We start from the raw sequence: 15,144 nt of genomic DNA, 5'->3' as shown, positions 1-15,144 counted from the left end.
AAGAGTTTGTGTAATTTAAAAAGCGATGATTATTCATCGCTTTCAAACTTGTAGTCATTCAACCACTGAACCAATTCTTTTTTTAAAGGAGAAAAACCTTCCTTAAGGGTAATATTATAGCGTTTCTTTCGCTTATGTAATTCCTTAAAACTAAGTGATAATTTATTATTATTAACACTTATAACTTTTAGCTCTATAATATCTCCAACGGAAACGTAGTCATCTATGCTACGAACAAAACCATCACTGAACTCGGAAATATGGATTAATCCATCATACTCATTTCCAACTTTTACAAATGCCCCGTATGGCTTTATTGCAGTAATCTCCCCTTTAACACTGCTTCCTTTTTTCATGATATGAAACACCTCGTTTTAGATTACTCGTTAATATTATATCAAAAACAAATTGCATTTAAAAGAAATAAAAAAGAAAACCATATTAGGTTTTCTATGTTTATTAAATGTTCTCAACACCGATAATTCCCGGTACTTCTTCTAATAATATAGCTTCAATACCGTCTTTTAAAGTCGAATCAAGGGCACTACATCCAACGCATGCTCCCATCATCTCTACATATACGATTCCATCTTCATATCGTACATACTTCACATCTCCACCATCTCTTTGTAAGTATGGTCTCACTTTGTGAAGTATTTCTTTTACTTGCTTTTCAATCATTGTATCTTCCATAAAATCACCTCGAAATATTTACGCAAACTTATTATACAATTTTTTGAAGGTTGTGTATAATAAAACGCTAAAAAATTAATTAGACGGCTTTTTAATGCGTTTTAAAACGAAGTAAGGAGCGTTTGGTGTTGCTGATTCCATCAAGTAATCAGGAATCGTCTCATAATTACCTTCTGTAAAACCTTTAAGTCTTAACATATCAGCACTATAATCTCCTACTATATAAGGATATTTATTTAAATATTGTACATATCTTTCATTAAACGCAAGGATCTCTAAAGCTTCTTTATAATCTTTAACTACTTCAAATATTCCATGTTCTGTTTCAATCATTTTTTGCCTCCTTAACATAATTTTGACGATATTCTTTAACTTCTTTGTATTTTATCATTATTAGTACAGAAAAACCAATAAAAACAATAATATAAAACCCAACTGCTAAATAGTAAACATATAAATGTTCTACTTCATATAGAATCCCACCTACTATAAATCCTATGGTGGTTCCTAATCCTACAATACTTTGCCTGACTCCAACCAATACACCTTGGGAAACGGCTTTATTGTCAGACATGAAACTTATTGCTGTTGGTTCATAAACCGCAAGAATTAAGGTATATCCCATATAATATGTAAATAATCCTAACATCAAATCTTTCGTTGTAAATGCGAAAAAAAGGAAGATTGGTGCAAAGATAAACTGGATCTGTAAGAACCTAAAATTATGCATTCTCTTTAAGAAGAAAGGTGCAATATATACATTAGAAATCAAGCTTACAATTCCTGCTACAAATACTACAATACCTAAAGTAGTAGCGCTAAAACCTTCATCTATAACATAATAATCAAGCCATCTCCTAACATTATTATGAGAAAAACTAATAAAAAAAGTTAATGTAATAGTATAAATTGGTACCCAAGGTAACTTAAACACTTGTTTTATATTAACCCAGAAATGTCTTCTAGTTATATGATGATCAGTATCAACTAAGTCTGGTTTACTAAAATATATATATCCTGCAAATATTAATAATAGCATGGCTTGTATAATAAATACTATGTTGTAATTTGGACTAATTAAGTCTGTAATTATTCCACCTATAATATATGCAATCGCTCCCCCTAGTAAATACATGGAAACTGTATAACTAAGCATTTTATTCCGCTCTTGCTCTTCTTTAAAAGAATCGTTTATATATGAGTAAACATTAACTAAAACCCCAGCAAAAAATACACCACTAAACAATGATGCTCCTAGTAAAGCATAATCTGATTCAAACAACCCAAATAGAAGTTGTCCTACACCAAATCCGGCAAAGATAAGTGCAAGAACCTTGTTGCGATCCTTAATATCTCCTAAAGCGCCCCATAGTGTCGCAAATACTAATAGTCCTAATCCTGTGCTAGCTAAGTAAAAACCCACCATACTTTCATGAATTCCTAAACTTGCAGTATATTTAGGAAGAGCTGGGTTACCTAGACTAAATAGAAAACCATACATCAATGAAATTGTAAGTAAATAATTTTTCCTTTGTCTCATAAACTCACCTTTATTTAGTCATTTGTTACTAAAACAACACTTTCAGTTTGTATTGCTTCTTCTCTTCCTACCATCCCTACTCTTTCGCTTGTAGTAGCCTTTACACTAACAAATTCAATGTCAATATCTAGCAATAAAGCTATATTCCTTCTCATTTCTTCAATATAATTGGCTAATTTAGGCGTTTGTAAGAATACTGTAGAATCGATATTTACGATACGGTAACCTCTTCTTTTCACTTCAATCATTACTTTCCTTACTAATAAACTAGAATCAATACCTTTGAATTCCTCAGAAGTATCTGGGAATAACTTCCCTAAATCTCCTAGGGAAAGAGCTCCAATAAGCGATTCACAAACAGTGTGTAGTAAGCAATCACCATCGCTATGTCCAACACTACCTTTATAGTGGGGCACTCGTACTCCACCTATAATTAACTTGTTTCCCTCTTCTAATCTATGAATATCTGTACTATGTCCAATTCTTATCATAAAATCACCTTCAATATTTCAATATCCTCTTTAGTAGTTAGCTTAATAGAGCCGTAATCTCCTAATACATAAGAGGGTGTTACATCAGTAAATCGTGAAATTAAACTAGTGTCGTCTGTTCCAAAATACCCCATTTTTATTGCTTTCTCGTGAGCTTCAATAATTAACTCTCTCTTAAAAGCTTGAGGTGTTTGAATAGCTAATAACTCACTTCTATTTAACTGCTTGCCTAAACGGTTTCCACAAGTCTCAACAATTGAATCTTTCACAAGAACAGCTAATGTTGTAGCGTTTGTTTCTTTAAGATTAACCAATAATCGATCTATACAATCTTTTACAATATAAGGTCGCGCACTATCATGAATTAAAATATATTCATTTTTGGCTTTAACTAGTCCTTTATAAACACTTTGCTGTCTAGTACTACCCCCATGAACAATTAAATCGACTACATCTTTGTATTCATCAAACATGAAATTATAGTCTCTTTCCGAGGAAACTATAATTATTTCATCACATTCCTTATGTTTTTTAAAAAATTCGACACTATATTCTAGGACTCTTTTTTTGTTAATTCTAATAAGCACTTTGTTAGTATCAAGTCCAGTTCTAGAACCACTTCCAGCAGCTAAAATAATTGCTGTATATTTCATTAAAATCACCTCTAATTATTATGTCTTTTTTTGTAAATTTATTATGTTATATTTGGATACATTATGATATATATTAATCCCTGATATTCGAGAAGAATATTTGTGTCCTGAAAATATTTTTATCCACAATTTTAATGCAAATATCAACTCTTTTTATTGTCAATCTAGAACTGTTGATTATGATAGATGAGTATTTGTCACTCACTTTGAATAATTTTTATTTATTTTACATTTTTTCTGGCTTTTTTTTCAATGCTCTTCCAATATTTTTCTCTTATCATATCTATTCATTAAAACAAAAATATTTTTACGTATATATTAGTTTTTTTTGAATAGTTTTCCACACCTATATTCGATCATAGAAACAAAATGATGTTTCAAATCCATCTTTGAGGGATAGGTTCAACGCTTCATTTGCTTCTCTGATTACCAAATCAGAGTTTTTGGCACCATATGGCGACTCAGAGATTCCTAAATTTGGATAAACCGTTTGTGTAACCCCTCCAAATTGTAATTGCAAAGTCATTAATTCTCCTGTCCCTACAAGAGCTCTATCTAGTAAATCAAACTTGGCTTTTTCTTTTATCAATAAACCAAATTTTATTCCGGAAATTCTGAATAAACTTTTGTTATCTTTTATAAATTTAAATCGTAGTTTTGAAAGGTATTCTCCCATCAATAAATCACCAAAATCTCGTCCAAATTTTTCATTAATTTTCGGAATATTTGTTAGTTGAATGACTACTAGATGGTATGAGTTTTTTTGTCTATTTAAACGTTGCATTTCTTCATACATGTTTTTAAAATCTGAGAGAGTATTTAGAACGTCGACATCTGATTCTGGATACATCTTTATATCCATTGTTTTTATCGTAGATATGTAAGACTTTTTCTTTTCGAGAACTAATAATTTACCTCGCTCTGAAATCCATAAATATTTACCTTCTTTTTTAACACGATACTTTATATTATATATTGGATATTTCTTAGTAAGTTTTTCTAATTTCATATCATATTGAGGTAGATCATCTTTATGAATCATTCCTCTATAATCTTCTACGCCAAATTCATTACTTTCTATCCCTGTAATATCAATAAAGCGGTCTGTACCAAAGATAAACTCACCATCTCTAAAAGCAATACCATCATTTACTAACTCTATAGTAGAGATAAATCTTTTTCTTAACAACTCAGAAGCATCATTTGTTTGAGCTAATTCGTCTTCTAAGTCACTAAAATCGAATTCTGAGACGTTTTTCTTAAACAGTAGTAAAAGATTATCAAGTACAAGCCAAATTGCAAACAAGGCCAATATAGCGTATGAAAAATAGGTATAGTAATTTGAATCTATTTGATCATCTAAGTAAAAATACCCAAAAGCAAGTAAAAAAACAAAAGCGACTACAAAGGAGTAATCATACTTTCGTTTTTTTGTTAGTTTAATAATTATGGCGTAAATTAGCCATAGTCCAATAATAGATAATGTAATATACATATTCATTTAACTTCACTCCTCTATTAATCGATGTATCCTTTGATGTATGATGATGGATAATAAATTGATAAGTAAAGTGATAGAGCTACAATGTAATAAGTAAGCGATGCGTAACTTCTAGGTAACATGAAATCTGTCGCCATAAGAATAAAGAAGGTTGCACCCCATATAAATGTTAATCCTCCACTCATTTTCTTGAATAGCTTAGTTCTGGTGTAATCGGTACGATAATCATGTCTAATGTAATATAACGCTACAGGTATATTAATCAACCAAGTAACTAGTAAATATAATGTAAACAGTATAAGTGTGTATTTAGAATCCTTAACATAGTTAACTTCAGGTATAAATATACTCAACACTGAGATTACAAAATATAGACCAAGTACAACATACTCAAATATGGTAATTTTATTCAATACACGGTATTTTAAATAAACCGTTATACCGAATAAAGCCAAGGTTATTGGTGCTAAGTAAATGTTGTTATGGTAATTCCCTAAAAGATTAGATAACAGCAACATAGACAATTGCAGCAATAATATTTTATTACCCCAACCACCTTTAACATATTTGTATGTGTTTGGTTTTGTAATTTCTATTCCCATATCAAACGCTTCAATAACGGTATCTAAGAATTCTCGATCACCAACATATTCAAATGTTCCACTAGAAACTGCTTTATCTAGTGTAATATTACCAACACTGAGATCGTACAAGCACTCATTAGTAGCGATAATAATTAAATCAGAAATATCACTCACACCTTTATATAATCTTTGGTGAGCTCCTTTTGTTCTTATGTAATACGAGTCCTTACCAATGAAGAACTGCACATTTTTCTCTTCTTTACCTAAAGAGTTTGGAATAAATTGATGATTTATAATATTCATTAACTCATCATGATTAATGAAATAATCATCATCATCACCATGATAAATTAGGTCATCAATAATATCTCCATACTCTACTCCAGTTTGAATCATACCAGTAATCCCAGCTTCAGGTTTAGTCCATGAACCAATGAAATATCCATTTTTAAAAGGATTTAATTCCGAATAGTCGTCAATTGAGAATAAATCATTAATTGCTTTGTCACGCCAATACTCAGTCGTAGCCAGACTTCCGAAGTAAGGTCTTTTGTTTCCGATTCTCTTAAGAGTAATATGGTCTTTTGTTTTAGGGAAATATTTTAGGAACTGGGAAATTACTTGTTCTAATTTTGTCTTTCTTGGTGTTGAATCATCAATGAATTCAACCATAATTGCACTTTTTCCATTAGGACAAGCTTTTGAATCATAAGCTTTATAGTTCAGAATACTTAGTAATTGAACATCATCAGTCTCTACTTTATTAAAAATATACTGTTTTTCACTTAGTTCAAGATCTTCAACAGGTTTATTGAAGCCTAAATATACTTGATTAACAAATCGTTCAACTTTTGTATCTGGATACATATTATAGAACTTTTCTTTAAATTCAAGATTTTCTGGGAAATAACGGTCCATAAAATCATCAATTCTCATATTTATTACAAAGTGTTTAGCGCTAATCTCAACACCATTATTATCAATTACCTTCTTAATTACATTGTTTTCAACAATAACCTTTTCAATACTTCTTCCAACAAAAATCTTTTCTCTTGTTTTGGAAATTTCACCCGATAAAGTCTTAACAACGTCATCAAATGATGATGTAATAAAGTGTGATCCATCAATAAAAGTATCAAAAAACTTTATAAAGTAATGATAAGCGTTGATATCTTTAGAATCTAAGCCAACTGAACCATATACTAGAGTAAATTCTTCAATAATGTCATCATTACTAAAGTATTTAGCTAATGCATTATATAGACTTAAATCCCCCCATTCGATGATTGCGGACGTTAAGGTATATTCTTTATTAGTTAACCTTGCTTGTTTTTGTACACGATAATCTTCATAATGTATCATAATATCATCGAACAATTTGTGGATATTATCACGTAATTTGGGATAATGTCTCACTAAATATATTTTAAAATTAGATAAATCATTAGGGCGTCTTATCAATTGCTGATTTTTACCTACAACCATAGTGTAGGTATTATCGTAAAATTCAAAGGAACTAGAAAGGCCGCATTGTTTCAAATAATCATTAAACAAATCACCATCATGTACTCCACCAATATCATAGTTATAAAAACTAAAATTAAAGGTAGAATTTTCAGTATCTCTAAATTTTTTAGTGTATTTAGCTATTTTTTTCTTATTACCATCTTCAAAAACAGCGATATTTCTTAGTCGCTTTGATAGATAAGTGGCCGTAGTTAAACTTCCTAAGCCACCGCCAATAATTACAACATCGTATTTTTCCACATGATCACCCATTTTCTAAACTACCCTCTATTATAGCACAATTTATTTTCTAAAATATAGTCAAAATATAAAAAACGCCGACATTTCAGCGCTTTTCTTTGTAAGAGTGTATCTTTAAATTGTATCCTTGATCAATTAATAGTTTATATAATTCATTACTAATCTTCTCTAATAGCTTCAATGATTTGTCCTTTTCCACAAACAGATGTTCAAAATACAATTGAATGTCTTCTTTCATACCTTTAGGCTTATTCCTCAGTTCTAAAGCCATTTCTAGCATCCTTTTTTCACCTGGATGTGTTTTTCTATTTACAGCAAATAGAATATCAAAGTAAATAGCAAAATACTCAGTTGTTCGATGGTTTAACGATAAAAGGTCATTACGCAATATTGCCTTTTCCACTTGATAGTACAGACTAGGCATCTTGTCCATAATGAGAGGGAAGTTAGAATAAATTATTTTGTCATAGAAATCCTCAGTTAAAAGTTTTGAATACTTATCCCTCATAAGTGCAATTCTATTTTGCTTATCGAATATAATCTTAGATTTTAATAAGTTATCCACAAAACAAGTTGAATACCCATGTTTTGTATATCCCTTTACTAAGAGATTATCCATCATTTCCTCTATCTCTTCAACAGTTCTATATATAAACTCGATATCAATTCCATTCTTTAGTATTCCGTCGTCTTCTAGTTCCCAAAACTGATTAGAATACTCCATATAACACATAAATTCATTTAAAAGTACTTCTCTTTCTTTTTCAGATAGTTGTTTTTTTAAATATACATAATAGTCGTAATCACTATTAATATCAAAACATCCAGTTGCTCTGGAACCACCTAAGACTAATGCTTCAATCGCTTCACATTCATGTAATTTCTTAAATAGTATATTATTCATATTTATCACCCAAGTTAATTATACAAAATTTTTCAAAAAAAAAAGCCTGTAACGGCTTTTAAGTTTGTAAATGTTTCTCTAAATAGAGTAATAATGATTCTTTACTAATATCAAGATCTAAATAACCTTCAACTGCAACACTTATATTTCCAGTTTCTTCTGAGACAACAATAGTTAATGAGTCTGTTATTTCGCTAATTCCTATTGCTGCTCTATGTCTAGAACCAAGTTGCTTAGGTATATCTAGTCTTTCAGTAGGCGGAAAATACGCTCCTGCACATACTATTTTATTTGATCTAACGATAACTGCACCATCATGTAAAGGTGTGTTTGGGAAAAATATTGTTGATAATAATTCACTATTCAATGTTGCTTCAATCGGATAAGCTGTTGCGATAAACTCATCTAATGAAGACGTTTTCTCGAAGGTTATTAATCCTCCTATTTTTTTACCTGATAAGAAATCGATACTTTTTATTAATTCAATCTTAATTGTATCCTCAAGTGTATTTGAGAAGAATCCCCCACTTGTAATACCTAGTTTCTTTAAGATAAGCAATACTTCTGTTTGAATCATAACTACAAGTAATGGCACTAAAGGGAGCAATTTTACAATTGAAACCCATAAAACTAAGTCACTATCGATAATAAGTTCCACTATTACAATAATAAAAAGCGATAAAACGAGTAGTTTAAAAAAACGATATAGTTGAAGTGTCGTCTTAGTTTTTATTAAATTTGTAAAAATTGCCAGTAAATATACATTGATAATAAGAACATCAAAGTTAGTCATATAAACCACTCCTTTAGTACATTATAGCATAGTTTTAAAAACGCGATAAGGACGAAAATTAATTTATTCATAATCATAGGACAGATTTTGAGGTATATTCGGTAAAAAACAGTTGTAGAACCAACTAAATAAGTTGGGGATTTCAACTATATTTTTTTGAATTTATTTTTTGTAAAAATCGGCTATACTGTGCCATTTCACAGTATTAAAAAAAAGTCAAGACTGTTAAAATATATTTTTAAATTATATAATATAAGCACACTTTTCTATTAGGGGGAATATTTATGGTGAAATATAATAAAGAATTAATAAACAAGATAAATGGGGACATTAAAACTGCTTTTCCTCACCTTTTTCCGATCACGAAAGAGATGAGTAAAACTTTTGATGGTGTGTCTCGTTTAGTAATGCTTGATCGTTACACACAAAAGGATTTAACATTAGATTCATTAAGTATTGGTGATATTGTTATCACTATTGTTAAGAATGATCCTAAATTTCCAGCAAGAGGGATTGGAAATGTAGTTGATATAAATGGAGACACTGTACGTATTAAGCTAGAAGAGGATTATCTTGGTGCTGCAGAAGATGCAGACAAAGAGGGTTGTATATCTAGAAACAAGCGTCAGTTAGATAAACCTCTTGAATTATATTTTGAACAGATTGCTATGCGTTTAGCTCATCATTTAGGTGAAGATGAAACTAAAGAGACGATTGAAGCCTTCTATCATGAAGTTTCAACTTTAAACTTAGTTCCAGCAGGTCGTGTTTTATTTGGTGCAGGAAGCAATACTAATGTTACATATTTCAATTGTTTTGTTATGCCATTTATTCATGATTCACGTGGTGGAATCAGTGATCACAGAAAACAAGTAATGGAAATCATGAGTCGTGGTGGTGGTGTAGGTACTAACGGATCTACTCTACGTCCTAAAAATTCATTAGCTAAAGGTGTTAATGGTAAATCCAGTGGCGCTGTAAGTTGGTTACATGATTTAAGTGAATTAACTCATTTAGTTGAACAAGGTGGTTCTAGACGTGGTGCCCAAATGATAATGATGGCTGATTGGCATCCTGATATTGTTGAATTCATTATTTCAAAAATGCAAAATCCAAAGATTTTGCAATTCTTAATCGAAAATATTAAAGATGATTCAATCATCCAAGCAGCTAAAAACAAACTAAAATTCGTACCATTAACTGAATCTGAAATTCAAATAAATGAGTATATATTAGAACAATCTCGCCTTACTCCAGGCATTTTCTCTAAATCTATTGTTGATTCATCTTTCGAAATTATCAATAAAGGTGGACGTTATGAAGTAAACAATCCTGATTTCTTAACTGGAGCTAATATTTCTGTAGCAATTACAAAAAACTTTATGGACGCTGTTGAAGCAGACGCGATTTATGAACTTAAATTCCCAGATGTTGATTCATATTCTGGAGAAGAAAAAGAATCATATGACGCAAAATGGATGGATATCGGTGATGTTAGAGAATGGGAAAAACTAGGATATAGAGTTAAAACATATAGAACTATCCGTGCAAAAGATTTATGGAATTTGATTAATGTCTGCGCTACATATAGTGCTGAACCTGGGATATTCTTTATTGATAACGCTAACGAAATGACTAATGCTCAAGGCTATAATCAAAAAGTTGTTTGTACAAATCCTTGTGGAGAACAACCATTAGCACCATATTCAGTTTGTAATCTAGCTGCAATAAACTTAGCTAATATGGTAAATCGTGATAAAGGTGTTGTTGATTGGGATAAACTCCAAAATACAATAAAAGTAGCAATAAGAATGCAAGACAATGTTATAGATAAAACACATTACTTCTTAGATGAAAACCGTGAACAAGCCCTAGGTGAACGCCGTATAGGTCTTGGAATTATGGGTCTTCACGACTTATTAATCTGGACAAATTTGCGTTATGGTTCAAAAGAAAGTAATGTATTAGTAGATAAATTATTCAAGTTTATCGCAGTAAATGCGTATGGAACATCAATTGAAATAGCTAAGAATAAAGGTTCATTCCCATTCTTAGAGTCTCAAGGAAGCAGAGAAAAATTAGTTAATAGTGGTTATATTAGCAAATTACCGGAAAACATTAAAAAAGACATTATGAAATACGGTATTAGAAATTCACACTTACTAACTATCGCTCCAACTGGTTCTACAGGAACAATGGTAGGAGTTTCAACAGGATTAGAACCATACTTTGGATTCTCATACTTTAGAAGTGGTAGACTAGGTAAGTTTATAGAAGTAAATGCTCCAATCGTCGAAGAATACATAAATTTACACCCTGGTATTACTAAATCTACTTTGCCAGATACATTCATAAGCGCAATGGAGTTAGCTCCTGAGGAACATGTTGATATCCAATGTATTATTCAAAACTGGGTTGATTCTTCAATTTCAAAAACAGTAAATGCTCCTAAAGGTTATAGTGTCGAAGAAGTAGAACAAGTATATATGAGATTATATAAAGGTGGAGCTAAAGGTGGAACTGTTTATGTAGATGGTTCAAGAGACTCTCAAGTACTCACCTTATCAAAAGATGAAGATGATAAATTCACAACTCCTAAGCAAGTAGATATCGTTGAACTTGGTGTTGAACTAGATGAAGAGAAAAAAGAACCAAAAGCAGCAAAAACAGTTGGTTTAAGAAGTGATCGACAAGATAGAAATATAGGTGTAGAACCTGGAGATATCTGTCCTATCTGTTTAGAAGGAACAGTTGAAAACATCGGAGGATGTCACACTTGTACTAACTGTAATGCCCAACTAAAATGTGGATTATAAAATAAAAAGGCGCTAATCGTGCCTTTTTTTTGTATAATGGAGATGAGTTCAAAAATAAAAACCGAGGTGATAACTATGTTAAAAGCTGTACTAGTTGGCGCAGACTTAGTGAATGATGGTATGATTGATTATTATATGAAAGAGTTAGAAAATTTAGCTGAAGCAAGCAACATAGAGGTAGTTTATTCAATGACACAAGCTTTAAATAAAATCACACCAAATTTCTATATCGGACGAGGAAAAGTTGATGAAGTAAAACAATTTGTCATCAATTTAGAAGCTGACATGGTTATTTTCAATGATGAATTATCAGGTTCTCAAATTAGAAACATAGAAGAAGTTGTTGAATGTAGAGTTATCGATAGAACATTGTTAATCCTTGATATTTTTGCATCTCGAGCAAAAACAAAAGAAGCTATGTTACAAGTTGAAATCGCTCAATTAGAGTATTTACGCCCCCGTCTTGCTGGAATGGGAGCTAGTCTCAACAGACAACAAGGTGGTATCGGGAGTCGTGGTCCTGGTGAGAAAAAGCTGGAACTAGATCGTCGTAAAATTCATGAAGAAATACACAAATTGAAACGCGAATTACAGAACGTTGTTAAATCTAGACAAGTTCAAAGAAAAAACAGAAATCGTTCAAATATTAAGAAAATTGCCATTGTTGGTTATACCAATGCAGGTAAATCAACTCTATTAAATACATTTGTTGAATCAACTAATTCAGAAAATCCAAAAGAAGTATTTGTCAAAGATATGTTGTTTGCGACATTAGAAACAGCAACTAGACATATACAATTACCGTCAAATAAGGAATTTGTACTTACTGATACAGTTGGGTTTGTCTCAAATTTGCCTCATAATTTGGTTGAATCATTCAAATCTACTTTGGAGGAAGTTACAGAAGCTGATTATTTAATTCACGTAGTTGATGCAAGTAATCACTACCATTCTAAGCAAATTGACGTTACTAATGAAACACTTGAGGAAATCGGTGTCCATGATATTCCTACATTATATATCTATAACAAACAAGATCTTATTGAAGAAGAAGTTAATCCAACTTACTACCCTAATTTAATCGTAAGTTTACTAGACAATAGAGAGGTTTCTCGAATACTTGACACTATCGAAAAAGAAGTATTTAAAGGCTACTCAGTTGTTAAATTGCTAATACCTTTTAAAGAGGGTGAATTAGTATCTCATTTAATTGAAAACAGTCATATTATCAATCAAGAATTTTCCAATGAAGGAACAATATTAGAACTCGAATTGTCCCAAATTTTATTATCTAAATACGCTAACTATATTATTTAAAAAGAAGGACCTACATTGGTCCTTCTTTTAAATATTTTCGGTAGCTTTCCACTAATTTGTGTAAATCTTCCCTTGTTTTTATACTTCCTATTTCTCTTTTGACAAAACTAGCACCTTTCATTCCTTTAACATACCAAGCTGCATGAGTTCTCATTTCTAATAGAGCAATTTTTTCATTTTTCAACTCAATTAGTCGATCCATATGATTAATAATTCTGTTCAATCTTTCTTCATCTTCAATTACTTTTATATATGTCCCTGTTTCTAAGTATTCAACAGTTTGTTGGCATAACCAAGGATTCCCAAGGACTCCTCTACCAATCATAACTGCATCACAACCTGTTTCATCTAACATTCGTTTAGCATCTTCTGGAGATTTAATATCTCCATTTCCAATTACAGGAATATTAACAGCCTCTTTTACTTGTTTTATATAATCCCAATTGGCCTTACCTGTATACATTTGAGATCTTGTTCGTCCATGTATTGCAATAGCTTTGGCACCAGCTTTTTCGCATAGTTTAGCTATTTCTACAGCATAAATAGTTTCATTATTCCAACCGGTTCTCATTTTTACTGTTACTGGCTTATTAACATTTGCAACAACTTCACTTACTATTTCAAATATCTTTTGCGGGTCCAACAATAATTTTGCACCAGCATCGCTTTTAACTATTTTGTTTACTGGACACCCAAAATTAATATCAATAATGTCGCAATCGCTCTCTTGATCTATAATCATAGCACCTTTAACAATTGATTCCTTATCTCCACCAAAAACCTGCATAGACAAAGGTCTCTCTTCAGGTACAACTCTTATCATCTTAAGTGTTTTTTCATTACGGAAACTTAAAGCCTTATCACTAACCATTTCAGCATAAATAAGCCCCGCACCAAATTCCTTCATTATTGTGCGGAACGCAATATTTGAAACTCCAGCCATTGGAGCTATTATTACCTTGTTTTTTATTTCAACATTTCCAATTTTAAACATATTTTCACCTATTTCTTTTGCATTTACTATTTTACACAAACGAATTTATAATTGCAAACACGTTATACTTTTATTTTTTACAAATAATGTTATAATGTTTTTGGTGATTTATATGAAAGATTATTTAGTAAAAGCTTTTGCTTTTGATGGTACGGTAAGGATATACAGTGCCAACACAACAAATTTAGTAGCTCATGCACAGAAAATACATGATTTATGGCCAACAAGTGCAGCTGCTTTTGGTCGATTGTTAACAGCAAGCGTAATTATGGGTGCAATGTATAAAGGTGATCAGGAACTAACAATTAGAGTTGAAGGTGATGGTCCTCTTGGTGGTATGGTTGCTACAACAAATACCTTTGGTGAAGTTAGAGGTTATGTTGGTAACAATCATGTTTTTCTTCAATATGATAGTGGCAAACTGAATGTAGGACAAGCTGTAGGAAACGGCTTTATTCACGTAACAAAAGATTTGAAAGTTCGTGATATGTTTACATCAAGCGCTGAAATCCAAACAGGAGAAATAGCAGAAGACTTCGCATATTATTTTACAGCAAGTGAGCAAATTCCTAGCGCTGTTGGCTTAGGAGTATTAGTAAATGATGACAACACTATAATTTCAAGTGGAGGATTTATTTTACAAGTAATGCCTGGTTGTAAAAGTGAAACCATCGATAAGATAGAAAAAGCACTAGAAAATATAATGCCTGTTAGTGAAATGATAAAAAATGATTATACACCAGAAATGATTATTGAATCAATTACTAAAGATGATTATAAATTGTTAGAACATTTAGAGTTGGAATATAAATGTAACTGTTCTAGAGAGAAATTTGAAAAAGGATTAATTTCTCTAGGTGTAGAGGAATTAGAGAAACTAAAAATAGATGATGATCCTGTTGAAGCAGTCTGTCATTTTTGCAACACAAAATACAATTTTACCAATGACGACTTAGAGAAGATAATTGAAGAAATAAAATAAAGAGAGTTGAATTTAATCAACTCTTTTTTTATTAATACAATCTAAGATAAGTGTGGTTGGTCTTCTATCTAAGCGATTATCCAACAATATATATATTGCAAATAAAAAA

General features: G+C 31.1%; 14 protein-coding genes. 3 read left to right on the top strand and 11 right to left on the bottom strand.

The features are described from left to right. Nucleotides 1-29: 29 nt before the first annotated feature. The 10 genes from KQ51_RS02175 to KQ51_RS02130 all read right to left on the bottom strand — a co-directional run bounded on the left by KQ51_RS02175 (nucleotide 30) and on the right by KQ51_RS02130 (nucleotide 8,926). A complete protein-coding gene (locus KQ51_RS02175) occupies nucleotides 30-356 on the bottom strand; it encodes a S1 RNA-binding domain-containing protein (RefSeq protein WP_038468370.1) in 327 nt (108 codons plus the stop codon). A 103-nt stretch (nucleotides 357-459) separates the two neighbouring features. Beyond that, nucleotides 460-693, bottom strand: coding sequence for a NifU family protein (locus tag KQ51_RS02170; protein WP_038468368.1), 234 nt, complete (start codon nucleotides 691-693; stop codon nucleotides 460-462). Nucleotides 694-768: 75 nt separating this feature from the next. Continuing rightward, entirely contained in the window at nucleotides 769-1,026 is a 258-nt protein-coding gene (locus tag KQ51_RS02165) for a YutD-like domain-containing protein (RefSeq protein WP_038468365.1), read from the bottom strand. Further along, the gene (locus KQ51_RS02160; protein ID WP_038468362.1) at nucleotides 1,019-2,233 is read right to left on the bottom strand and encodes an MFS transporter; all 1,215 of its coding nucleotides are present in this window, start codon (nucleotides 2,231-2,233) and stop codon (nucleotides 1,019-1,021) included. The genes KQ51_RS02165 and KQ51_RS02160 overlap by 8 nt, the downstream gene beginning before the upstream one ends. A gap of 14 nt (nucleotides 2,234-2,247) precedes the next feature. Further along, nucleotides 2,248-2,724 carry a 2-C-methyl-D-erythritol 2,4-cyclodiphosphate synthase gene (gene ispF, locus KQ51_RS02155; protein ID WP_038468359.1) on the bottom strand — a complete coding sequence of 159 codons (477 nt, stop codon included), beginning with the start codon at nucleotides 2,722-2,724 and terminating at the stop codon, nucleotides 2,248-2,250. Beyond that, entirely contained in the window at nucleotides 2,721-3,377 is a 657-nt protein-coding gene (ispD, locus tag KQ51_RS02150) for a 2-C-methyl-D-erythritol 4-phosphate cytidylyltransferase (RefSeq protein WP_038468355.1), read from the bottom strand. Before ispD ends, ispF begins: the two co-directional genes overlap by 4 nt. Nucleotides 3,378-3,723: 346 nt before the next feature. Then, complete coding sequence (locus tag KQ51_RS02145; RefSeq protein WP_038468353.1) at nucleotides 3,724-4,878, bottom strand: diguanylate cyclase domain-containing protein; 1,155 nt, start codon at nucleotides 4,876-4,878, stop codon at nucleotides 3,724-3,726. A gap of 17 nt (nucleotides 4,879-4,895) precedes the next feature. Beyond that, nucleotides 4,896-7,229 carry a hypothetical protein gene (locus KQ51_RS02140; RefSeq protein ID WP_144242073.1) on the bottom strand — a complete coding sequence of 778 codons (2,334 nt, stop codon included), beginning with the start codon at nucleotides 7,227-7,229 and terminating at the stop codon, nucleotides 4,896-4,898. An 85-nt stretch (nucleotides 7,230-7,314) separates the two neighbouring features. Beyond that, entirely contained in the window at nucleotides 7,315-8,133 is an 819-nt protein-coding gene (locus KQ51_RS02135) for a nucleotidyltransferase domain-containing protein (protein ID WP_052609058.1), read from the bottom strand. Between the two features lie 58 nt (nucleotides 8,134-8,191). Continuing rightward, entirely contained in the window at nucleotides 8,192-8,926 is a 735-nt protein-coding gene (locus tag KQ51_RS02130; protein ID WP_052609057.1) for a diadenylate cyclase, read from the bottom strand. A gap of 284 nt (nucleotides 8,927-9,210) precedes the next feature. On the opposite strand from KQ51_RS02130, the gene KQ51_RS02125 reads away from it, so the two are divergent. Together KQ51_RS02125 and hflX are read left to right on the top strand one after the other, a co-directional pair. Next, entirely contained in the window at nucleotides 9,211-11,742 is a 2,532-nt protein-coding gene (locus KQ51_RS02125; RefSeq protein WP_038468349.1) for a vitamin B12-dependent ribonucleotide reductase, read from the top strand. Between the two features lie 75 nt (nucleotides 11,743-11,817). Beyond that, complete coding sequence (gene hflX, locus KQ51_RS02120) at nucleotides 11,818-13,059, top strand: GTPase HflX (RefSeq protein ID WP_038468346.1); 1,242 nt, start codon at nucleotides 11,818-11,820, stop codon at nucleotides 13,057-13,059. A 10-nt stretch (nucleotides 13,060-13,069) separates the two neighbouring features. Here hflX and dusB read toward each other — a convergent pair whose 3' ends face one another. Then, nucleotides 13,070-14,053, bottom strand: a complete 984-nt coding sequence (gene dusB, locus KQ51_RS02115) for a tRNA dihydrouridine synthase DusB (protein WP_038468343.1) — start codon at nucleotides 14,051-14,053, stop codon at nucleotides 13,070-13,072. A gap of 112 nt (nucleotides 14,054-14,165) precedes the next feature. On the opposite strand from dusB, the gene hslO reads away from it, so the two are divergent. Beyond that, nucleotides 14,166-15,035, top strand: coding sequence for an Hsp33 family molecular chaperone HslO (hslO, locus tag KQ51_RS02110; RefSeq protein WP_038468340.1), 870 nt, complete (start codon nucleotides 14,166-14,168; stop codon nucleotides 15,033-15,035). Nucleotides 15,036-15,144 lie beyond the last annotated feature (109 nt).

The organism is Candidatus Izimaplasma bacterium HR1, from assembly GCA_000755705.1.
Lineage (GTDB): Bacteria > Bacillota_I > Bacilli_A > Izemoplasmatales > Izemoplasmataceae > Xianfuyuplasma.
The sequence above is the reverse complement of the archived record's forward strand: the minus strand, read 5'-3'. Positions and strand labels throughout refer to the sequence as shown.